Raw genomic sequence first — 21,838 nt, forward strand, 5'->3', positions numbered from 1 at the left:
GGTACCACCCTAGTTCATGTCTAATACATGCACTCAAAGGTTATAAAGTAACCAACTCATAAACTCAGAAAGTGAATTCACTCTTTCATTCATCAAGTCTTCTCAGTCAACGACTCTTCCTGTTATGAAATTCCAAGCTACTATTTTTCATCAAAGTTTAAACTATTTTCATATGACTAATTATACAAAAACCAAAAAGTTTCGCAAGTCTTTAAAGTGTTTGTAATCCGTACATCAATACTCCAGCTGCTACAGCCACATTTAATGACTCGGCTTTTCCTAGGATTGGAATATAAATGTTCTCGTCACAGGCATTAAGGACATCTTGTGTTACTCCGTGAGCCTCATTACCCATAACCAAAGCATAATTATCAATTTTTTCTAGTTCATTGTAAGGCTTAGCTTGTTCATTAACTTCAGAACCATAAATTGTTAGTTCTGATTCTTTAGCTAAATCAATAGCCTTATGAATATCCATACGATAGATTGGCAAATGGAATTGGCTTCCTTGCATTGAGCGTTGAACTTTTGGTTGATAAAAATCAGCTGAGTCTAAGCTAGTGATAATACCATCATATCCGGCAGCATCAGCCGTTCTAACGATTGTTCCCACATTACCAGGATCTTGAACATCATCTAGCATAACCCATTGTCCAGTAAGTTCTGATAAAGATTCAGTATTATTTACTTTAAGGACAGCAAAAATTCCTTGTGGAGTCTTTGTTTCAGATAACTCTTTAGCTACATCCTCTGAAACAGTCACAGCGATATCATGGTATTTCTTAACCAAACGATCCTCTGCATACTTCTCGGTAACTAACACTTGAACAAAATCTTGTTCATATTCATCGGCTTCACGTACTAAGTGAAAACCTTCTACCATGTAAGTTCCTGTTTTTCTAATGTACTTTGTTGATGCTAATTTCTTTAGTTGCTTGATTTCATCATTTTTTTTAGATTCAATATATTTCATATGTGTCTCATCCCTCTTGTTCTATAATATAAATATTAACACATAAGATGATGTGAGGTGATTAGTTGTGAAACATCTTTCTATTAATGTTGACGGTTTAGTACAGGGCGTGGGCTTTCGCTACTCAACTTTACAGGTTGCAGTTGAACTAGGCGTAACTGGAACCGTTCGAAATGAACTTGACGGTTCTGTGTCTATTGAAGCCGAAGCACCACAAAAAGAACTTTATATTTTTTTAAATCGTGTTAAATCTTCACCATCACCCTTTGGAAAAGTTAGAAAATTGGACTATACTTTTTCTGACGACTTACAACATTACAAAAAATTTACTGTGATTGGTTGAAACGTCAAATGAGTTAACGTATATTACAGTATATACGACTAAAAGGGTGGTTTATTAATTGAATAAAAAATACGTCAAATATCTATCAGTACTTTCGTTAGTTTTAGTACTGACACTAGTTTTGACGGGGTGTGCTCAGCAAACAGCTGCGAACCTGCACGCTCCTACTAGTGGGCCCTACGGAATTGTTTACAAATGGATTGGAACTCCATTCCAAAAGTTAATCCTAAAGACGGCTCAAACTATTGGTGGTAAGAATGCCTATGCATGGGGTATCGTTATTATTTCCTTTATCGTTCGTCTAGTGTTGGTTCCTTTATCATTGAATCAACAATATAAGTCAACAACTCAACAGGAAAAAATGCGTGCCGTTCAACCTCAATTGAAGATGGTACAAGCTGCACAAAAGAAAGCTAAAGATCCAGCTGCACAACAAAAAATTAGTGCTTTAATGATGGATGTTTATAAACAAAATAATCTTAGTTTGACCGGTGGTATGGGTTGTTTGCCACTATTGCTTCAAATGCCTATCTTAATGGGTATTTATCAAGCTGTGCAATATTCTAAGGAAATTGCTTCAGCTACCTTCTTAAATATTCCACTTGGTAAACCAAGTATTGTCATTGCCATTATTGCTACATTGTTCTACGTTATCCAAAGTTGGATGTCATTACAAATTGTTCCACCAGAACAAAGAAAACAAATGCAAACAATGATGATGGTCAGTCCATTGATGACTTTCTTTTTCTCAATCTTCTTATCTGCTGCACTTGCTCTTTACTTCTTGGTCGGTGGTGTCGTTATTGTTATTCAACAATTGATTACTAACTACATCGTAACCCCAAGAATTAGAAAACAAACTGATGCTGATTTAGCCAAGCATCCAGTTAAAGTTGTGGTTACTCAAGAAATGCTTGATAGTATCTTAAACGGTGGAGCTGCTCCTAGTTCCCCTGCAGGTGGTGCTCAACAGGCTGAAGAAAAAGAATTACACAAAAACATCCGTGAATTAAATAAGGGTAAACAAAATCGTAATAAGAAATAGACAAAAAAGAGGTTGTAAATTCTAAATGAATTTACAACCTCTTTTTTTACTCTATAGATTTGGCTTAGCATGCATTACTGTTCCATTTGGATAAACTGTCCAATCATCACCAGATGATCCATCGTTATCGCTTGAATGAATCCAATAAACAGATTGACCATTGCTATCAGTATAAGTCTTTGCTGTACCGCCGTTTTGATCAACGACTACGGCATATTTCTTATCAGAATTACCATCGTGACTTTTAACCATATTCATTGCCTGATCAGAACTAACAGTTCCAACTGATGAAGAGTCATCATTACTGTCAGTTTTATTATCAGTACTATTGCTACTATCAGTATTTGTATTTGTTGAATCATTAGCATTCGTATTCGTAGTATTAGTATCGGTATCAGTACTGTTCTTCTTAGAATCTTCAGTTTCAGAACTAGTTGATTTCGTTACTCGGTTAGCTGCCTTAGCCGCTTTATTAGCCTGTTTATATGAATTTTCCAAACTACTATTAGTTAAATTAGATGAACGGGAACTTAACTTGGCTGTCTCACTATAAGCTAATTCATTATCTGAATTTTTATAAACAAACAAACCAACTGTCTGAAATTCACTCAATTCAACATCTTCAAATAAATTCTTTACAGTCTTAGTACTGTTAGAATCAATAGTGCTATCACCATCTTTGTCAGCTCTTACTTTATCGCTTTTCGTATGCATCAGGATAAAATCAGAATTGATAAAGCTTATATTCTTATTAGTACGATTAATAATTTTTAAATCCACTGATACTGGATCTTGACTACTTCTAGTAAATAAAAATGTTAATTCATTTCTCTCTGATTGAGATAAGCTTGTGTAGTCTACTGTCTTTTCTGTAGTTTCCGTGGCCTTGACGTCAGAAGTTGATTTATCTGCGTCAGCCTTATTCGCACAACCGGCACTAATTAGTAGTAAACACATCACGCCAATTAACAGTGCTTTCTTACTCAAAATATCTTCCTCCCCTTGGATGGTATCTTAATAATATACTTTTAGATCAAACTTGGGAAATAACCTGCAAAATGAAAACAGACATTTACTAAAGATTGTATTCTCTAGTAAATGTCTGTTTATTTATAATTACTCACCTTTAGATGTTTCATCTTCAGCAGGAGCTTCTTGAATAAGTGGCAATTCAATCTTGAAAACTGTTCCTGAACCGACAACACTTTCTACTTCCAAACTACCATGATAGATTTCAATCAATCTCTTGGCGATAGAAAGCCCTAATCCGTTCCCTCCACGTTTTCTAGAGCGAGCCTTGTCAACTCTATAGAATCTGTTAAAAATACGTTTAAGGTCTTTTTTTGCGATTCCTAAGCCATAATCTTGAACCACAACTTCTAGCAAAGCTGAGTTAGTTGAAGCTGCAAAATTTATTTCCTTCCGATCAGCGGAATATTTGAAAGCATTATCCAGTAAAATAACCAACACTTGCTCCAAATGATTACGATAAATTTTAACCTTGCTACCCTCACGAATATCGTCGTCAAAATTAATAACAAAATCGGGATGCAACATTTTAAAATCATTATAAACTTGGGTAAACAATGGTTTAACTTCTGTCGTTTGTTCCAAATAGGCACTATCGATTTGTTCAACTCTAGTTAAATCAAGCATCTCTTGAATTAAGGACTGCATACGTTTCAATTCCTGCAATGAAGAATTAATTGAGTCATTCAAAACTTGAGGATCATCTTTTCCCCAACGTTGCAACATACTCAAATGTCCCTCCAAAACAGCCACTGGTGTTCTCAATTCATGCGAAACATCTTCCACAAATTCCTTTTGTTGATTCGTGTAAGCTTGCATTCGATCTAACATCTTATTGATATTAACTGTTAAATCGTAAACTTCATCATTTCTTTTACGTAGCTTAATTCTGGAATCAGAATCAGGTTTTTTGTTTAAATCATCAATCGTTTTATTGATTCGCTTCAAGTCGTTCAAAACCATAGTTACTGCAAAATAGCTCAAAAGAACTCCAATAACGAAAACAACAATACCACCGATCAACAATTTATTTGTAAAAGAATGAATCTCATTTACAGATGCAACATTTTGGACAGTTCGCATAGCTAAGACACCTACAAAAATGTAGGCCATTAAAATAACTATCGAAATCAATGCTGTCCACTTGAATCTAATGGAAATCCTCATCGTCTCATCACGTATCCTTTACCACGAACGGTTGAAATATAACTTGGTGCACCTGAACGATCGATTTTATTACGTAGATACTTAATATAAACATCCACAACGTTAGTCTCAGTTGAAGAACCAGTTCCCCATACGCGCTCTAATAAGTCATCACGGCTCAAAACAGTTCCAACGTTTTCCATCAAAACACTCAACAAATCATATTCACGACGTGTTAAATCAATAACTTCACCATTACGCTTCAAAGTTTGTGTTGTCTTATCAATTACCAAATTCTTATACTTAAGAACTTGATCATTATTTCTAGTTACATCGATATCTAAATCGATACGTCTTAACAAAGCACGAATTCTTGCAAGTAATTCTTCAATAGCAAAAGGCTTAACGATATAATCATCGGCACCATGATCTAATCCTGATACACGATCAATAATTGAGTCTCTTGCTGTCATCATAATAATTGGTGTGTTCTTTTCTTGGCGAACACGACGACAAACTTCAATACCATTTAATTCAGGCAACATTAGATCTAGTAAGATCAAATCCCAGTCTTCAGACAATGCTGCTTCAAGGCCAGTTCTACCGTCACGTTCAACAGTTACTTCATAGTTTTCATGTTGAAGTTCGAGTTGAACAAATTTTGCCATGTTCTCTTCGTCTTCAATAACAAGTATTTTAGCCATATATTTCTCCCATACATAAATATTAAATTGTCTTTAATTATAGCTTAATCATTAATTTGAATATGCCAGATTCTTGGCAATGCACTAATGATTTTAACATATAGCAAAAATTAAAAGAAGACAAGCTTTTATTTTTATTTTTTTAGAAAAATAAAAAAGAGACAATAATTAGCCTCAATTTTAATAATTTAATTTACTAATCATAGAAATATAAATAATGAGAACAGGTTAAGATTGTGGATTTATTAAATGAGATTCCAACTTTCCCATTTCCTCCGATAAGTACTGACGATCAAGTATTTTTACAAAAGGATAATAAATAATCATTCCTAAAATAATTTCAAATAATTGTAATACTGATCCTCGCCAACTACCAGTCGTTAACCAACCAGAAATCAAAGGTGGCGTTGTCCACGGCAACATGACCCCATTAGTATATGGCACCAAATGCAATGAAAAGCAGAAACTAGAAATTAATACATTGGTAACTGGAGTTATAACGAAGGGAATCATTATTACTGGGTTCAACACTACCGGTAATCCATAAATAAATGGTTCCCCAATTCCAAACATGCTTGGTATGACAGTTAACCTGCTCAAACCTTTAATTCTCTTTGATTTACCAACGATCAGCATTATCAAAATCAATGACAAAATACTGCCTCCGCCACCATATGTAGAAAAATCTTCAATAAATTGCTCTGTATAGATGTGTGGCAAGGGATGTCCACTTTGAAAAGCCTTTAAGTTATCCTGTGTTAGCACAAAGAAAATTGGTGACCAAACACTGTTCACAACTGATGGACCATTGATACCCAAACACCACAAAATAGATGCTAAGAAAATATATAACAAAACTGAAAAAATAGAATTTCCAACATTTTTAAGTGGTAATTGTAATAGTGAATAAAAGAAATTATAAGCCGTTCCTAATTTAGTCAAACTAAAAATAATTCGTATAAGAAAGAAAAACAGAATTACAAAGCCACTTGGTAACAGTGCTTCAAATGATTGATTAACCATATCCGGAACACCTTGTGGCATTTTAATAGTCCAATTACGATTTTGAGCAAATCTAAATAATTCCACGCTAATGAGGGCGGTAAACATTCCTAAGAAGATACCGTTTGGGCCTAAATAAAGTGTTCTAACAGCACTAATTGAACTAGTAGCGCTAACTCTAACCGTCATTGGTGTCAAAATTAGAAAGGACACTAAACTAACCATACTTGCATGGATCGGAATCAAATTGCGGTTTTTACCATAAGCATATGATATTCCTAAACATGACAATAGTCCGGTAAAGTTAAAAACTGAACCGGTCGCAGCATCAAACCAGTTGGTCCATTGTGATCCAAATATTTTAATCCAAAAATCAGTCCATCCCGGTATTGGAAAGTTTCCAAATAATAAGAATAAAGACGTAATTAAGATTAATGGCGTTACAATCAAAAAACCATCCCGCAACGATTTCAAAACAACATTATTTGATAATTTATCAGCTAAAGGTAATAGCTTAGCTTCTATTCTTTTTGGCACAAAATCCTCTCCCCTTTAAAAATCCCCATTTTCAAAGTATAAGAAAGTATTTAAACTCTAGCAAGTTCAGTTTTTTTAAATAAAAAAGCCCTAGACAATTAATCGTTATTTACACAACGAATTATGTCTAAGGACATTTTTATATTAATTTAATTATTGTTCTTCATACCATGTGTAGTGGAATACGCCTGGCTTGTCATTTCTCTCATAAGTATGAGCACCGAAGTAATCTCTTTGAGCTTGGATCAAGTTTGCAGGAAGAACTTCTGAACGATATTGATCGTAGTATGAAATTGCGGCCATGAAACCTGAAACAGGAATTCCTGCTTGAACAGCAAAGCTTACAACGTCACGAACATCTGATTGATATTCTTCAACGATACCCTTGAAGTAATCGTCCAACAATAAGTTATCAAGTTTTGGTTCTTTATCGTAAGCATCAGTAATCTTTTGTAGGAATTGTGCACGAATGATACAACCAGCACGCCAGATTTGAGCAATCTTACCATATTGTAGATCCCATTCATAGTGATCTGAAGCAGCCTTCATTTGAGCAAATCCTTGAGCATAACTGATCAACTTACTGAAGTACAAAGCCTTACGGATCTTTTCAACTAATTCGTCCATATCTTTAACAATTGGCTTTGTAGCAGGTGCGGGAAGAACCTTACTTGCCTTAACACGTTCATCTTTGTAAGCAGAAACGTAACGTGAGTAAACTGATTCAGTAATCAATGATTGTGGAACACCTAATTCTAGAGCACTTTGTGAACTCCACTTACCAGTACCTTTGTTACCAGCTTTATCCATGATCTTGTTGACAATGTAGTCATCTGAGCCTTCATCATCTTTTCTAGTCAAGATTTGTGATGTGATATCGATCAAGTAACTTGAAAGTTCACCCTTGTTCCAGTCTTGGAAGACTTCGGCAATCTTATTAACATCATTGTTAAATAAGTGCTTCAACAAGTTGTAACTTTCTGAGATCAATTCCATATCACCATATTCGATACCATTATGAACCATCTTTACATAGTGACCAGCACCATTAGGTCCGATGTATGTAACACAAGGAGCACCATCTTCGTCAGCTTTAGCTGAAATTTGTTCCAAAATAGGAGCAACTAAATCATAAGCTTCTTTTTGGCCACCGGGCATCAATGAAGGTCCTTGAAGAGCACCCAATTCACCACCGGAAACACCCATTCCGATAAAGTTGATTCCTGATTTATCCAAAAGTTCATTACGTTTCATAGTATCTTCGAAGAATGTATTACCACCATCGATCAATACATCACCCTTATCTAGTAAAGGCAATAATTGATTGATAACAGCATCAGTACCAGCACCAGCCTTAACCATCATCAAAATACGACGTGGTTTTTCTAGTGAGTTTACAAAATCCTCGATTGTATAACTTGGTACCAATTTCTTTTCAGGATGTTCCTCAACAACTGCTTTTGTCTTTGAACCAGTACGGTTGTAGATAGCAACTTCATATCCACGGCTCTCAATGTTAAGGGCAAGATTCTTACCCATAACAGCCATACCAATAACACCAATTTGTGGTTTTGCCATTATAATAATTACCTCCGATTTTTGTTAACACATATTAATCTTAACAAAAAAACAAAAAAGGAGTATATAAAAGAACTTTTTTAGCGATTTTTTTGTAAAAAAACGTAATCAGATTTATATATGTTATTTTCAATTCCTAATAAAAGCAAATAAAAAAGAGCAGTAACAATACTACTCCTTCGTGTCATCATTAAATAAATTCTTTAATTTAGCGAATTCAGGGTTAACGTGTTCTTCTTCATGTTGTTTCTTATACTCTTCTTCAGAAATAACATTCCAATTTTTACCTGATGGCATAACATCCTCTTCTTCTTCCTTCTTAGTTAAAATCTTTGAAGGAATACTCAACAAGATATTATCTACGATTGACTCGTAAACGTTAATGGTAGGATTATCATCATCAATAGGAATAACGACATTGTAATCTTCCAATTCCTCTTCATCTACATCATCAATGTTGTAAGCTTCGTTAATTCGGATATTCACTGGTAAGTCTACTGGTAATAGACTTCTAGTTGAAGGAACCTTTAACGTTGTCTCCACTTTAATATCTGAAATAACTAGACCGTGGTCATTAAATAACTGACCCTCAACTTCTACGGGAGAAATTTCTAACACATCCTCTGAACGTGTTTGCATCTCCTTAGTTAAATCAAGTGTTTCTTTAAATGTAAAAGGTTTGTCCTTATAGCGACGAACTTCTTGCACATCCCAATTTAGCATTAATTTACCCCTTTCATATAAGGTATTTTTCCAAAATTTTGTTCTTCCTCAGTTATGAGCTGACGGATTTCATCTGCTCGTATCTCTAAGTTTAATTGCTTTTGTTCCTTTTTACCAACACGTGTAATCAGATCGACATTGCTCTTTTTTAAGCCTTTTAAATAGTTCCTACCACATTCATTAAATCCTAATATTCTCAAATAAGGATTATTATAAACATTATTAATTTCCGATTCTTTTACATTTAACAGCGTATACATCATTAGTCGTCTGATTCGAGCCATAGTATACCGTTTTGATTTCACACGTTCAACTAATTCTGTGAAATTATGACTCTGCTTTATTTCCTTCTTTAATTTATATTCCAACCCTTCAACCATTTGATAATTGGAGTGCAACTCCTCTACTGAATGACTGAGAATTTGAAATTTTAAATAAGGAAAATAATCATCCCAGCTCACGATCTTTTGTTCATCAAAAGCTTTTTCAGTTGCCGATGGAACTAATTCTGTGAATGATAGTTTTTGAGCCCTACGCCGTCTAATCTCCGTTGCACTAAACATACTTGAATCGCGTTGAATCGTATTGACATGTATTGGATAGCCTTGTTCAATCAATTGAGTTACGTAATTTATACCTAAAAGCTGGTTAGGCAATTTAGCAATATCAATCCCTAAAGTTTGATAATACTGAGTTAAATTTTCAGCTGAACTCAAATGATAATTCTGTTGAAACTCAGTCCTAGAATGAATTATCTTTTTCGCTAACTCGTCAAAATCTAATTTTTGTTCAGTACCAAAAACTAGTTCATTGACTCCTAACAGCTGCAATAATTTCATCGAACCCTGAGCAAAATATTGTGCTGGCTCCACTGCATATGCGAATGGCAACTCAACAACAAGATCAACACCATTATCGATGGCAATCTGGGCTCGACTCCATTTATCTAAAACAGCAAAATCACCCCGTTGGACGAAATTACCAGACATTACGGCAATTAAAACATCGGGGTGATATTCTTGTTTGATTTTATCTATAAATAATTTATGACCATTGTGAAACGGATTAAATTCCGCAACGAAACCATAGACTTTTGTCATAGAATCCTCTATTTTTCTGCAGCAAAGAACCAACGAGTTGAATTATCTTTGATCTCTGATTGACCAAATTCTGCCGTAACTTGGACGTTCTTAAAGCCGATGTCCTTAAGAATCATCTCAAAAGTCTCAACAGGATATGTTCTTTCCTTATGAAGTTCAGTGTTAACCGAATAGCCTTGAATCTTTTCATTCCAATTAAAGAATGTCAATTCATGTTCGATACTGTGAGGATATTCTCCTTCATAACTATTCCACATAAAAGCTGAATCTTCAGCTCGATGATTAAACATATAACCTGGAAAAACTTCATCCATTTGATATAAAGAATGGGCGTCAAACAAATACTTACCACCTTCATTAAGGTGTTCGTAAGCTTGATTAAAAGCTACTGCTAGTTCATCTTCATCTTTTAAATAACAAATTGAATCATCAAAACAAGTAATAACATCAAATTTATCAAAATCAAATAAATCCATCATATTGCTTTGAACAAATGGAATATTCTTTTTGGCTTTGGTTGCTTTTTCCGCTGCAATTTTTAACATTTCTTCAGATAGATCAGTTCCCGTAACTTGGAAACGATCAGCCAATTGGATTGTTAAATCACCTGTACCACAAGCAACATCTAGCAAAGATTTAGCTTTATCTGAGACTTGTTGTTCTACATATTGTGCCCACTTAGCATACAGTGAATCATCCATTAGTTCACTGTAAACACGTGCAAATGAGTTATAAATCATTATTCAGTTACCAAATTGGAAATATCTACTTCGGGAGCATCTGACCAAAGTTTTTCCAAATTGTAGAATTCACGTTTTTCGGCTGTGAAAACGTGAATAATAACATCATGAAGATCAATCAATACCCATTCAGAGTTACGATTTCCTTCAACGTGACTTACATTAATGTCATTTTCGCCAGCTTTGTCCAAAACTGATTGAACAATAGCATCAACTTGACGTTGAGAACCGGCATCCATAATAACAAAATAATCAGCCACAATACTTACACCACTGATATTCAAAACTTTAATATCGTTAGCGTGTTTTTCATCTGCTGCCTTAACAGCGATTTCCATTATATTCTTTGAGTCCAAACTATAATTCTCCTTTTGCGATCCAGTAGTTATAATTTACAAATGTTTCTGGGTATACTACTCTATTGCGGTCAATCAAGTATGCCAGTGAGTGCTTCAATTCAAAAGTTACTCCAGCATCTAATGATTTTTTAGCATATTGTCTAGCTTCATCGATTCCTGGGAAACTTCTCTTAGGTTCAATGAAATCACCAATAAATACACATTTATCAACTGTAGTCATGGTTGTATGACCAACTGTGTGTCTTCTGATAGCATTCAGGACATCTTCATCATAAATACCCAATTCATCTTTAACAATTTCAGCGCCAACGATTCCGTGCCAAATAGCATTGTTAAATTTTAATAACTCTGGATCCATATTCTTCTCTTTAATAACACTAATAAATTCTTCATCACTGCGCTCTTTAGCATAGTCATGTAACAAACCAGCTAAACCTGCACGTTCGACGTCGCCACCATTTTCAGCAGCTAGTCCGCGACTTACTTTTTCTACTCGTAAACAATGGTTATAGCGAAAGTCGCTTAAAGTATCACGCATTCGCTCCAGAATCTTGTCTCGATCGATTCCTGGCATAACTTCATCATAATTAAATTCAGTCATTATAAAGCCCCCTGTCATTTATATACCAAGCAACATCATCAGGTACCAAATACTTTATTGTTTGACCCTTTCTGACTCGCTCACGTATCATACTTGAACTAATTTCTAATTCAGGCGTGTTTACCCAAAGTATAGGGTACTTTGACTTTTTCTCAAAGCCTTTGCGACATACTCCTACAAAATGTACCATCTGTCTCAATTCTTCAATGTGAGACCACTTAGGCAAATTCTCCACCATATCTCCACCAATAATAAAGTAATACTCAGTATTAGGATTATATTCTTTCAATAGCTTAATGGTTTCATAAGTATAGCTCACTCCACCACGATGAATATCAGTTAAGTCTAGGTCAAAATGCATATTATCTCTAATAGCCAATTTGATCATATTGATACGATCATCACTATTGATGGTAGGAATGGTCTTTTGTACTCCACGATGAGGTGGAACTTTGTCAGGCAAAAATAACACTTTATCCAAACACAATTGTTCGTAAACTTGTTCGGCAATAACTAAATGTCCCAAATGAATGGGATTAAAAGTTCCACCTAAGATTCCAACATGCTTTTTGGGCAAATTACTATGAAATTCTAATTTTGCTTTAGTTAATAATTGTTTTTGAGTATCCATTTTCATCACTTAAATTACATATTTTCTAATTCAATAGAATATTTACGGTTTTTAATTTTAGGTGCTTTCTTGTAAAAGACTAATTTAGAACCAATTGTTTGTACATGAACGATTTGTTCGTCAAATTCATTCAAAGCATCAATCAAATCTTGGGGTTCCACCATTGTATTTTGTAGTAATGAAACTTTAATTATTTCATCTTTGTTAATCAAAAGTTCTAATTGATTTAAAAGATTTTCACTGATACCATCACGACCAACTTGAATAGCTGGTTTCATGGTAGCGGCTTGACTTCTTAAATAACGATTCTTTTTTCCTTTAATTATCATATGTTTCTCCTTAAATAATTGCATTCCGAATTGAGACACGGACACCATCTGGAACGTAGGCCTTAACCTTGCTTCCGGCAGGAATTGTAACCCAACCTAAACCATAGATAACAATATCAGATTTCTCATGTGCAGAGAAAATTTGTTGCTTCATTTTAGGGAAAGATTCAATTTCTGTAGGTGGAGCTAAAATATCACCTAAATGTTTTTGATAGAACTCATCCGCATTAATTGTCTTAGTTCTATGAAGTGGCAATCCTTGATTGACATAGAAAGTAACATTCGTCTTATAATCTAAGAAATCGAATCTAGCTAAGCCAGCCACAAAAATTGTTTGTCCATCACGAAGTTGGAAAGTAACTGGACGCAATGGCTTCTTTGGTGTGATAGTCTTTAAATCTTTGGCATTCAAATAATGTGCTAATTGATAATTGTGAATAATACCTGGTGTATCAACTAGATTGTGGCCATCATCCAAAGGAATATCAATTCTATCAAGCGTTGTACCTGGAAATCTTGATGTCGTGATCAAATTCTTAACGTCTGAATTAGAACTGATAATACGGTTAATCAAAGTTGATTTACCAGTATTGGTTGTTCCTACAACATAAACATCTTTGCCATCACGATATTTTTCAATCATATCCATCAATTCATCAATATTAATTCCCTTAACAGCTGAAACTAAAATTTGGTCAGTTGACTTGATTCCATTTTCCTTACTCTTTTGTTGTAACCAGTTCAATAGACGATTCTTATTAACTGATTTTGGCAATAGATCAACCTTATTACCAACGACAATAATTTTTTTATCACCAACAAATCTTTGTAAACCGGGAATGACACTACCCTCATAGTCAAAAATATCGACTACGTTTACTACTAGTGCATCTTTTTCTGAAATAGAGTCCAACAACTTCAAGAAATCATCGTCTGAGACATCAACATCCGTAATTTCATTATAATTACGTAGTCTAAAACATCTCTTACACAATAATTCTTTAGAATCGTCTTCTATATATTTCTTTAAAGTTGATTCTTGCACATAGCCAGGTTTGTCTTTATCTTCGGTCTGAAGTCTGGCACCACAACCTATACAATACAACTTATCATCAATTTCTGTCATTTAATGAATCCTTCCAGTATAAATTCTTATCACGCTTTTGCATAGCTTTTAAAATTGGACGTTCAAAAAATCTATTCACACGAGTCTTTTTAGCATCAGTCTTTACTAAAGGCTTTACTAAAACTGTTTTCAACCCGGCCATATTTCCTGCTAAAACGTCAGTCATCACCTGATCCCCGACAAATAAAACGTTGGCAGGATTAATTTTTTCACTTCTAATATGATTAATAATTACGAATGGTAATGGTTTAACCGCACGAGCAACAATACTTACAGGTAATTCATGAACAGCTTTTTCAACACGTTCATAGCTATTGTTCGAAACAATCATAACCTCAATATCATTTTTAGACATCTGATTGAGCCATTTTCGTAATGAGAGGTCATATTTATTACTATTCCATGGCAAAAGTGTGTTATCAAGATCTGTCATAATCGTAGTAATTCCTAATTGTTTAAGATCATCAATCTCAATATCAGTAATTTTATCAAGCATAATATATGGTTTAAACATTTTTAATCCTCATTATCTGCTAATTAGTAAAAAAACGTAATTTGGGTTATCCAAATTACGTTTGTTTTAACAATTAAGCTAAAGCTTTCTTAGCTGTATCTACTAAACTTGTGAATGCCTTTGGATCTTCAATAGCAACTTGGGCCAACATCTTACGGTTGATGTCGACATTAGCTAACTTCAAACCATGCATTAATTTGCTGTAGCTGATTTCATTCATTCTTGCAGCAGCATTGATTCTAGCAATCCATAACTTACGGAAGTCGCGCTTAACTTGGCGACGATCACGGAATGCATAACGGTATGAAACCATGATTTGAGTATGTGCTGCTTTAAAAGTGATATGTTTTGAACCACGATATCCCTTAGCTAATTTTAAAACCTTTTTACGACGTTTGCGAGTTACTGTTCCACCTTTTACACGTGGCATAATGACTCCTCCTTTAATTTACAAAAATAAATATTTAAGTGATTAGCTAATTAATATGTAGCTAACATTTGTTTGATACGTTTCATATCACTTGAACTAACCATACCTGGTTTAGCTAATTGACGACGTTGCTTCTTAGTCTTACCGTGGAAACGGTGACTTGTATAAGCATGCATTCTCTTCCAACCACCATTAGCAGTTTTCTTAAATCTCTTTGCTGATGCGCGGTGTGTCTTTTGTTTAGGCATTGAAAATCCCTCCACTATTTCTTCTTTTTGTTATCTTTTGCGTTAATTGGATCAAGCATTAAAAACATACTACGACCGTCCATCTTAGGTCTAGTTGTTACCGTAGAAACATCCTTAGTCTGTTCAGCGACACGGTCTAAGACTTCCTTACCTATCTCTTTATGAGTAATTGCTCTACCCTTAAAGCGAAGAGAAACTTTGACCTTATCACCTTTAGCTAAGAACTTGCGAGCGTTGTTAAGTTTTGTATTGAAGTCGTTTGCCTCAATAGTTGGACTTAAACGCACTTCTTTAAGACTAACAGTTTTTTGTTTTTTACGTGCTTCACGATCTTTCTTTTGAAGATCAAACTTATATTTACCATAATCCATAATTCTGGCAACGGGTGGTTTAGCACCTGGTGACATTAGAACTAGGTCCATATTAGCTGCTTCGGCTAATCTTCTAGCTTCTGCGGTTGGTTTAACACCAACTTGATCCCCATTTTCAGCGATCAATCTAACTTCTTTCGCACGTATTTGATCATTTAATAATAATTCTCTTGCTATGAGTAGTCACCTCCGGAGTAATTTGGCCCACAAAAAAAGCGGGCTGCACAAGCATGCCCACTATATTATCTACGTAATCGTATTAACCTAGAGGCGAATGCATAGGTGAGAAGCGGGCGCTTCTGCTTAATCTCAACAGTTATAAACTATAACAATATAAACGCGACATGTCAATAAACATCGATAAATTTGTTATAGAAAAGCTGAAAAAGTTCAATACAAGTAATTTATCACGTTATCTTAGCTAACACAAGTTTTTAAACTTATATTAGATCATATTTGACTAAGCTATCGACTGCTGACAAAACAGCTTGTTGGTTATCGGAAATTGGTGTCCAACCTAAAACATCTTTAGGTTGTTGATTGCTGACTTTACGATTCATATGCATCATCAATTTACCTTCCCTAGCCCTAGAATTAAATATTGCTGCAACATCAATAAGCCAATTGGGTATAGTTTTATCCGTAACCTTATCTTTTAAAGATTTACGTTGAGTTTTTATCAGTTCAGCTATCTCTTCCATTGAGATTTGTCCATCTGCACTAGCAATAAATCTTTTGAATTTGGCCTCAGGTGTTTCCATAGCCCTGATTTCAATATCTACAACATCCCTAACATCCACTACGTTCAAAGGTAAATCGGGAATCCTTTTAGTTGTATCGGCTACGAGATTCTTTAATAAATCAAAACTGCCTGATACATGTCGATCTAACGATGGACCAAAAATTGCAACTGGATTGACTGTTACAAACTCCAAATTCACTTCTGGTTGATTAACATATTTCCAGGCCGCTTGTTCAGCTAATAATTTAGACTTTTCATAAATTGATAATCCTTTTTCTTCAGGATCAGTCCAATCAGCTTCGGTAGTTAGCCCTTGTTTTTTACTAAAACCGACCGCCCCAAAATTAGATGTCATTACAACTCGTTTCACTTTACTAGCATTAGCAGCCTTCAAAATTCTTAAAGTACCATCCAATGCCGGTTTTATAGCATCTGATTCATTCTTGATTTTGCCAAAGAAAACTGGTGAGGCAACACTAAAAACATATTCTCGATCCTGCATAGCTTCTAACCAATTATTGTCATTGGATAAATCAGCTTCAATAAAAGACAAATTCTGTAAATTTTTAACCCCATAGGATTCTAAGATCTTCATTATGCGAGCTTGACCGCTTTTCTTTCGAGTAGTTGTTCTAACGTCATAACCATCATTTAACAATTGCATAACTAATCTTAAACCTAAGAATCCCGTACCACCTGTGACTAAAACTTTTTTCATAAAGGAACTTCCTTGTACTTATTTTATTAATTGATTATCATCACTTTAAACCCTAAACTATGGTTTAGAGCAAGCACATAAAGGAGATTCCATGAAAAAAACTTATTCTATTAAAGAAGTAGCTGATTACTTTCACTTACCAATTTCAACTATCCGTTACTATGACAAAAAAGGATTGCTTCCCTTTGTCTCAAAAAATGAAGCTGGTTATCGAGTTTTTTCGGAATCCGACTTTGGTTTCATTAAAACTATTTGTTGTTTAAAAAATACTGGTATGCCTATTAAAGACATCAGAACCTACATTGATCTTTGTATGCAAGGAACTGCTTCAATTCAACAACGCAGAGAGTTACTACAGCAACATAAGAAAAATGTTTTGAAACAACAACAAGTGTTGCATGACAATCTAAAAGAAATCACTACCAAAATTCAACGCTATGCTAGTGAGGATTCAGTTAACATCATCAAAGGGCAAATCAATTTTGTTCAAGATGAAAAGAAGAGTCTAAACCTTGAGAACCCTTTTAAATAATTAAGTATAACTTTGGATAAACAGTTCAAGACGCTCTTTAATTTAGTTAACATATTTAAACAAAATTAAAGAGTGATTTTTATGGTAGAAGTTAAAAATTCTACGGAACTTATTCAGGCTCTTACTGCAAAAGATACATTATTGTTCTAACTGATCGCCGTTCCATCTTTAATACTAATTACGAAACCGATCTTAGTTCATTCAACTGTGAAAAGCTTGAATTAAATGGTTAATCTTCCTTCCTATTTAAATCTAAATTAAAAAAATATCAATATCATTGCTACTGACACTTAGGAAGAGCTTGGCAGTATTAAAATAAGGTCTAGAAATCAATTTCTGATTTCTAGACCTTATTATTTTATTCAGGATCAACTTCTAATTTTGTCATTCTTTTTGATTTCTTATCAACCTTTTGTCCATCAAAATTCCACTTATTCTTCAAGTAGAAGTATATTGGAACACCTATAGCGGTAACACTAATTCCAATAATTGTAGTAACAAATTCTGTCAACAAAGTACATACCAGAATAAATACTCCCCCTAAAATAGCAATGATAGGAATAATTGGATATAGCGGCACTTTATAAGGTCTTTCCAATTCTGGTTGAGTATGACGTAATTTAATAACTGCAATAAAAGCCATAACATAAAATACCCAAATTACAAAAATCAGCATATTAGTAATGGCATCAAATTCACCGGTTAACATCATCAAACAAGCGATAACTAATTGAATTGCGCCAGCAGCCCATGGAATCCCCGCTTTATTTAGTTTAGCAAAGGTATCACCAAATGGTAATTTGTGTTCTTTACCCATAATATATGGAATACGCATACTTGTCATTGTATAACCGTTTAGACCACCATAAACTGAAATCAAAATTCCAATTGTAACCAATTTGCTACCCATATTACCAAAAATCATTGTAGATGCATCAGATGCGGCGTTAAGATTACCGGCAATTTGATTAATTGGTAACACATACATAAAGACTGCATTGACAAGAACGTAAACTAACATGATAACTGCGATTCCTAAAGAAATGGCTTTTGGTAAATCTTTACGAGGATTCTTCATTTCTCCAGAAATATTACCTACATGAATCCAGCCATCATATGCAAACATAGTTGCTAACAATCCATTTCCCATTGCTGTAATTAAATTACGATGTGGACCCGCCACAACTGGGAATAATGATAATTCAACTGGTCCCTTATGCATGAAACCAAACAATACAATCAAGGCCAATGGAATCAATTTTGCCACTAAAGAGATAGATGTAACTCGTCCTCCCACTTTAGCACTGATCCAGTTAAGTGAGGTTACTGATAAAGCACTCAAAATTGCCACTGGAACTATCCATGAATTAGAGAGTGTAAATAAATGTGTGAATTGTGTACCAAAAGCAATTGATATAGCCGCTATATTAGCAGGGAAATAAATAATAGCTTGCGCCCAACCGGCCATAAATCCCCAAAAACCACCATAACTGTGTTCAATATACTTAGTTAATCCACCCGTTTCAGGATAGGCAGCGGCCAATTCAGCTCCCGTTAAACCGGCACAAATAGTGATGAAACCTCCTAATAACCATACAAGCATAGTTAAACTGGTTGACCCCGTATAGTTAGTAACAGCTGACGCTTTAAAAAATACTCCCGTTCCAATTACGCTCCCGGTTACAGTAGCAAAAGCGGGGAAAAAACCAATTGTTTTTTTCAATTTGGTATCTTGATCGCCCATAATCTTATACCTCCACGTAAAAAAAGATATTTTTTAAAAAAGAAAAGATGTTGCATTCAAATGCAGCATCTTTTCAGGTTTCAAATTAATTTTTAACCAATGCCTCCGTCGGCTTTAACTGGTTTCAAGAATTGATCAATAATTTGTGAAACACGATTAAGGTCAACATTACCACCAGATACCATAGCAACAGTCTTCTTATTCTTGAGCCATCTGTCATCGATCTTATGTGATTCAAGAGCTGCTACTGGAAGTGCACCAGCACCTTCTGCTACAACCTTGGTTCTCTGTAATAGATCTTTCATGGCATGAGCAATTTCATCTTCGTTTACTAAGACGATTTCATCTACTAATTCACTAACGATTGGGAATGTGATATCTCCAGGTACAGCTACATCTGTTCCGTCTGCCAATGTGAAATCATCATGATGCTTAGTAATTTGACCAGCTTTAACTGATGCATACATACCATGAACATTTTCTGATTGAACTCCGACGATATGAATATTAGGATTAAATGATTTCAATGCAGTAGCCATTCCGGAAATTAATCCGCCACCACCGACAGGAATAATAACAGTATCTACATCCCAAATATCATCAAGAATTTCCAAACCAATTGTTCCTTGTCCAGCAATAACATATTTATCATTGAATGGATCAACAATGGTCTTTCCTTCTCTTTCAGCACGTTCGAACATCCATTGATGTGCATCATCAAAAGTTGCACCATGAATATCTACTTCAGCACCATATCCTCTTGTAGCGTCACGTTTCATTTGAGGAGCTTCATCAGGCATAACGACTGTTGTGTCAATTCCTAATAGGTGTCCTGTCAAAGCTACACCTTGAGCATGATTACCAGCTGATGCAGTAATTACTCCTCGATTCAATTCCTCCTGTGATAAATGATTAATTTTATTATTGGCACCTCTGAATTTGAACGATCCTGTTAGTTGCATATTTTCTAGTTTTAAGTAAACGTCCCCACCAACAACATTACGGCTCAAAAACATGGATTGAACTAGAGGGGTCTTACGAGCATATTTTCCAACAATTGCCTTTGCTTCTTCAATATCATGAATATCAACAATATTATCAATGCCTACACCTTTTAGCATGATCCGTACCTCACCCATCTTTAATTTTTATCTATATTTAATCAATATTTAGTTAACTGATTCTTCATCAACTGACAATTTTGTATAAGGTAAATCAAGTGAATCTGCCAATCCTTTATTAGTTACCTTACCTTCAAAGAGGTTAACCCCTGATGCTAAAGCTTCATCTGTCTTGATGGCTTCGTTAATACCTTTGTCAGCAATTTCTAGTAAGTAACTCAAATTACCTTTTGCCAAGGCCATTGTTGCTGTACGTGGTACTGCTCCTGGTTGATTAGGAACTGCATAATGGATAATTCCATCTTTTACAAAGATTGGATCATCAATAGTTGTTGGATGATCAATTGTTTCAACAGTTCCACCTTGATCAATAGCTACATCAACTAGAACACTTCCTGGCTTCATTGATTTAACCATATATTCCTTAACCAACTTAGGTGGTCTTGAACCTGGAATCAAAATTGTTGAAATAAAGATATCAGCATCTTTAATTTCCTTGGCTAAGTTTTCTTCATTTGATTTAACAACTCTGAATTTCTTACCTGCAAATTTATCTTGTAAGAACTTAATTCTTTCATCATTCAATTCAATAATTACAACTGAGCATCCCATGTTTAAAGCTAATGTAGCAGCGTTTACAGCGGCATTACCACCACCAAAGATTACGACGTTACCACCATCGATTCCAGGAATACCCGGTAGAAGAATTCCTTGGCCTTGATGTTGTGCCTCAAGATAATAGGCACCCATAATAACTGATCTACGGCCGGCAATTGCACTCATTGGTGCCAACAATTCCAATTTCCCATCTTTGACAATTGTTTCACCACCAATTGCAGTTGTACCAGCTTTCATCATTGCCTCAACAGTTGGCTTTGATGATGCCAAATGTTGAAATCCCCAAACAATTTTACCTTTTGAGAAATACTTATATTCTTCAGGATCAGGTTCTTTAACCTTGATGATCAATTCAGCTTTCCAGCCATCTTCATGACTAACTAATTTACCACCAGCATCGACATACTCTTCGTTTGTAAAGCCTGCCCCAATACCTGCATCTTTTTCAACAAGTACTTCATTACCAGCTTCAACCATCTTACGAACATTTTCTGGAGTTGCCGCTACACGACCTTCTCCTTCTTTTTGTTCCTTAATTACAGCGATTTGCATATTCACACTCTCCTTTTGTGAAAACGATAACTATTTCCTTACAAGCGCATGATAACGCTTACATTCTGGGGTATCAACCTGTTTTTTTACTTCACAAACTCAAAGATTGTGATAACCACTGCTAAGATTGAGAAAATTTTATCAAAAAAAAATTTAATTTCACAAATTATCATATTTTTTAAAATTTTTGATTCATATATTGTTTATATAGTGAATACAATTGTTCATTTTAAATGAACACTCAACACGATTTTGTCCAAAAAAAATACACTCAATCATTTT

At 34.8% G+C, this 21,838-nt stretch carries 25 protein-coding genes; 3 read left to right on the top strand and 22 right to left on the bottom strand.

Going from position 1 to position 21,838, the window contains the following annotated elements:
• Positions 1–211: 211 nt before the first annotated feature.
• On the bottom strand, positions 212–973 hold the full coding sequence (locus tag ATN92_RS13810; protein WP_056951355.1) for a TrmH family RNA methyltransferase: 762 nt from the start codon (positions 971–973) through the stop codon (positions 212–214).
• Between the two features lie 67 nt (positions 974–1,040).
• Between ATN92_RS13810 and ATN92_RS13815 the strand changes: the two genes are divergently transcribed.
• Positions 1,041–1,316 carry an acylphosphatase gene (locus tag ATN92_RS13815; RefSeq protein ID WP_056951357.1) on the top strand — a complete coding sequence of 92 codons (276 nt, stop codon included), beginning with the start codon at positions 1,041–1,043 and terminating at the stop codon, positions 1,314–1,316.
• Positions 1,317–1,374: 58 nt separating this feature from the next.
• Entirely contained in the window at positions 1,375–2,361 is a 987-nt protein-coding gene (gene yidC / locus ATN92_RS13820; protein ID WP_056951359.1) for a membrane protein insertase YidC, read from the top strand.
• Positions 2,362–2,412: 51 nt separating this feature from the next.
• Here the strand turns inward: yidC and ATN92_RS13825 are convergent, their stop codons facing one another.
• From ATN92_RS13825 to ATN92_RS13910, 18 genes are all read right to left on the bottom strand, one after another.
• Positions 2,413–3,348, bottom strand: coding sequence for a hypothetical protein (locus ATN92_RS13825; protein ID WP_056951361.1), 936 nt, complete (start codon positions 3,346–3,348; stop codon positions 2,413–2,415).
• Between the two features lie 129 nt (positions 3,349–3,477).
• Positions 3,478–4,524 (bottom strand): sensor histidine kinase, encoded by a 1,047-nt coding sequence (locus ATN92_RS13830; protein ID WP_234032604.1) that lies wholly within the window; start codon positions 4,522–4,524, stop codon positions 3,478–3,480.
• Positions 4,525–4,553: 29 nt separating this feature from the next.
• On the bottom strand, positions 4,554–5,240 hold the full coding sequence (locus ATN92_RS13835; protein ID WP_056951365.1) for a response regulator transcription factor: 687 nt from the start codon (positions 5,238–5,240) through the stop codon (positions 4,554–4,556).
• 228 nt (positions 5,241–5,468) lie between these two features.
• The gene (locus ATN92_RS13840; RefSeq protein ID WP_056951367.1) at positions 5,469–6,779 is read right to left on the bottom strand and encodes a PTS sugar transporter subunit IIC; all 1,311 of its coding nucleotides are present in this window, start codon (positions 6,777–6,779) and stop codon (positions 5,469–5,471) included.
• A 153-nt stretch (positions 6,780–6,932) separates the two neighbouring features.
• The gene (gene gnd, locus ATN92_RS13845) at positions 6,933–8,357 is read right to left on the bottom strand and encodes an NADP-dependent phosphogluconate dehydrogenase (protein WP_056951370.1); all 1,425 of its coding nucleotides are present in this window, start codon (positions 8,355–8,357) and stop codon (positions 6,933–6,935) included.
• A 171-nt stretch (positions 8,358–8,528) separates the two neighbouring features.
• The gene (locus tag ATN92_RS13850; protein WP_056951372.1) at positions 8,529–9,080 is read right to left on the bottom strand and encodes a YceD family protein; all 552 of its coding nucleotides are present in this window, start codon (positions 9,078–9,080) and stop codon (positions 8,529–8,531) included.
• Positions 9,080–10,180 carry a nucleotidyltransferase gene (locus ATN92_RS13855; RefSeq protein WP_056951374.1) on the bottom strand — a complete coding sequence of 367 codons (1,101 nt, stop codon included), beginning with the start codon at positions 10,178–10,180 and terminating at the stop codon, positions 9,080–9,082. The genes ATN92_RS13850 and ATN92_RS13855 overlap by 1 nt, the downstream gene beginning before the upstream one ends.
• Before the next feature lie 8 nt (positions 10,181–10,188).
• A complete protein-coding gene (locus tag ATN92_RS13860) occupies positions 10,189–10,920 on the bottom strand; it encodes a class I SAM-dependent DNA methyltransferase (protein WP_056951376.1) in 732 nt (243 codons plus the stop codon).
• Positions 10,920–11,276, bottom strand: coding sequence for a ribosome silencing factor (gene rsfS / locus ATN92_RS13865; RefSeq protein WP_056951378.1), 357 nt, complete (start codon positions 11,274–11,276; stop codon positions 10,920–10,922). The genes ATN92_RS13860 and rsfS overlap by 1 nt, the downstream gene beginning before the upstream one ends.
• A 1-nt stretch (position 11,277) precedes the next feature.
• Positions 11,278–11,880, bottom strand: a complete 603-nt coding sequence (gene yqeK, locus ATN92_RS13870; protein WP_056951380.1) for a bis(5'-nucleosyl)-tetraphosphatase (symmetrical) YqeK — start codon at positions 11,878–11,880, stop codon at positions 11,278–11,280.
• A complete protein-coding gene (locus ATN92_RS13875; RefSeq protein WP_025084498.1) occupies positions 11,873–12,511 on the bottom strand; it encodes a nicotinate-nucleotide adenylyltransferase in 639 nt (212 codons plus the stop codon). Before ATN92_RS13875 ends, yqeK begins: the two co-directional genes overlap by 8 nt.
• 14 nt (positions 12,512–12,525) lie before the next feature.
• On the bottom strand, positions 12,526–12,840 hold the full coding sequence (locus ATN92_RS13880; RefSeq protein ID WP_025084497.1) for a YhbY family RNA-binding protein: 315 nt from the start codon (positions 12,838–12,840) through the stop codon (positions 12,526–12,528).
• A gap of 10 nt (positions 12,841–12,850) precedes the next feature.
• Positions 12,851–13,966, bottom strand: a complete 1,116-nt coding sequence (yqeH, locus tag ATN92_RS13885) for a ribosome biogenesis GTPase YqeH (protein ID WP_056951382.1) — start codon at positions 13,964–13,966, stop codon at positions 12,851–12,853.
• A complete protein-coding gene (locus tag ATN92_RS13890) occupies positions 13,953–14,480 on the bottom strand; it encodes a YqeG family HAD IIIA-type phosphatase (RefSeq protein ID WP_025084495.1) in 528 nt (175 codons plus the stop codon). The genes yqeH and ATN92_RS13890 overlap by 14 nt, the downstream gene beginning before the upstream one ends.
• Positions 14,481–14,553: 73 nt before the next feature.
• Positions 14,554–14,910: a 50S ribosomal protein L20 gene (gene rplT / locus ATN92_RS13895; protein WP_025084494.1), complete on the bottom strand. Its 357-nt coding sequence runs from the start codon at positions 14,908–14,910 to the stop codon at positions 14,554–14,556.
• A 50-nt stretch (positions 14,911–14,960) separates the two neighbouring features.
• Positions 14,961–15,158 (bottom strand): 50S ribosomal protein L35, encoded by a 198-nt coding sequence (gene rpmI, locus ATN92_RS13900; RefSeq protein ID WP_025084493.1) that lies wholly within the window; start codon positions 15,156–15,158, stop codon positions 14,961–14,963.
• 14 nt (positions 15,159–15,172) lie between these two features.
• Positions 15,173–15,706, bottom strand: a complete 534-nt coding sequence (gene infC, locus ATN92_RS13905; protein ID WP_056951383.1) for a translation initiation factor IF-3 — start codon at positions 15,704–15,706, stop codon at positions 15,173–15,175.
• Between the two features lie 263 nt (positions 15,707–15,969).
• The gene (locus tag ATN92_RS13910) at positions 15,970–16,989 is read right to left on the bottom strand and encodes an NAD-dependent epimerase/dehydratase family protein (RefSeq protein WP_056951384.1); all 1,020 of its coding nucleotides are present in this window, start codon (positions 16,987–16,989) and stop codon (positions 15,970–15,972) included.
• Between the two features lie 91 nt (positions 16,990–17,080).
• Here ATN92_RS13910 and ATN92_RS13915 point away from each other — a divergent pair, with 91 nt between their 5' ends.
• On the top strand, positions 17,081–17,521 hold the full coding sequence (locus ATN92_RS13915) for a MerR family transcriptional regulator (protein ID WP_056951386.1): 441 nt from the start codon (positions 17,081–17,083) through the stop codon (positions 17,519–17,521).
• A 358-nt stretch (positions 17,522–17,879) separates the two neighbouring features.
• On the opposite strand, the gene ATN92_RS13920 is transcribed toward ATN92_RS13915, so the two are convergent.
• From ATN92_RS13920 to ald, 3 genes are all read right to left on the bottom strand, one after another.
• Positions 17,880–19,265, bottom strand: coding sequence for an APC family permease (locus ATN92_RS13920; protein ID WP_056951389.1), 1,386 nt, complete (start codon positions 19,263–19,265; stop codon positions 17,880–17,882).
• 92 nt (positions 19,266–19,357) lie between these two features.
• Entirely contained in the window at positions 19,358–20,386 is a 1,029-nt protein-coding gene (tdcB, locus tag ATN92_RS13925; RefSeq protein WP_087721297.1) for a bifunctional threonine ammonia-lyase/L-serine ammonia-lyase TdcB, read from the bottom strand.
• Positions 20,387–20,434: 48 nt separating this feature from the next.
• Entirely contained in the window at positions 20,435–21,556 is a 1,122-nt protein-coding gene (gene ald / locus ATN92_RS13930; protein WP_056951391.1) for an alanine dehydrogenase, read from the bottom strand.
• Positions 21,557–21,838 lie beyond the last annotated feature (282 nt).

This window comes from Companilactobacillus bobalius, from assembly GCF_009764355.1.

Excerpts from the sequence above, each read along its gene's own strand:
- ATN92_RS13880 (WP_025084497.1), bottom strand. The coding sequence starts at position 12,840 with ATGATAATTAAAGGAAAAAAGAATCGTTATTTAAGAAGTCAAGCCGCT.
- ATN92_RS13915 (WP_056951386.1), top strand. The coding sequence starts at position 17,081 with ATGAAAAAAACTTATTCTATTAAAGAAGTAGCTGATTACTTTCACTTA.
- rplT (WP_025084494.1), bottom strand. The coding sequence starts at position 14,910 with ATGCCACGTGTAAAAGGTGGAACAGTAACTCGCAAACGTCGTAAAAAG.
- ATN92_RS13835 (WP_056951365.1), bottom strand. The coding sequence starts at position 5,240 with ATGGCTAAAATACTTGTTATTGAAGACGAAGAGAACATGGCAAAATTT.
- tdcB (WP_087721297.1), bottom strand. The coding sequence starts at position 20,386 with ATGCTAAAAGGTGTAGGCATTGATAATATTGTTGATATTCATGATATT.
- ATN92_RS13890 (WP_025084495.1), bottom strand. The coding sequence starts at position 14,480 with ATGTTTAAACCATATATTATGCTTGATAAAATTACTGATATTGAGATT.
- ATN92_RS13910 (WP_056951384.1), bottom strand. The coding sequence starts at position 16,989 with ATGAAAAAAGTTTTAGTCACAGGTGGTACGGGATTCTTAGGTTTAAGA.
- ATN92_RS13855 (WP_056951374.1), bottom strand. The coding sequence starts at position 10,180 with ATGACAAAAGTCTATGGTTTCGTTGCGGAATTTAATCCGTTTCACAAT.
- gnd (WP_056951370.1), bottom strand. The coding sequence starts at position 8,357 with ATGGCAAAACCACAAATTGGTGTTATTGGTATGGCTGTTATGGGTAAG.
- yqeK (WP_056951380.1), bottom strand. The coding sequence starts at position 11,880 with ATGACTGAATTTAATTATGATGAAGTTATGCCAGGAATCGATCGAGAC.
- ATN92_RS13860 (WP_056951376.1), bottom strand. The coding sequence starts at position 10,920 with ATGATTTATAACTCATTTGCACGTGTTTACAGTGAACTAATGGATGAT.
- ATN92_RS13920 (WP_056951389.1), bottom strand. The coding sequence starts at position 19,265 with ATGGGCGATCAAGATACCAAATTGAAAAAAACAATTGGTTTTTTCCCC.
- ATN92_RS13875 (WP_025084498.1), bottom strand. The coding sequence starts at position 12,511 with ATGGATACTCAAAAACAATTATTAACTAAAGCAAAATTAGAATTTCAT.
- rpmI (WP_025084493.1), bottom strand. The coding sequence starts at position 15,158 with ATGCCTAAACAAAAGACACACCGCGCATCAGCAAAGAGATTTAAGAAA.
- yqeH (WP_056951382.1), bottom strand. The coding sequence starts at position 13,966 with ATGACAGAAATTGATGATAAGTTGTATTGTATAGGTTGTGGTGCCAGA.
- ald (WP_056951391.1), bottom strand. The coding sequence starts at position 21,556 with ATGCAAATCGCTGTAATTAAGGAACAAAAAGAAGGAGAAGGTCGTGTA.
- ATN92_RS13850 (WP_056951372.1), bottom strand. The coding sequence starts at position 9,080 with ATGCTAAATTGGGATGTGCAAGAAGTTCGTCGCTATAAGGACAAACCT.
- ATN92_RS13810 (WP_056951355.1), bottom strand. The coding sequence starts at position 973 with ATGAAATATATTGAATCTAAAAAAAATGATGAAATCAAGCAACTAAAG.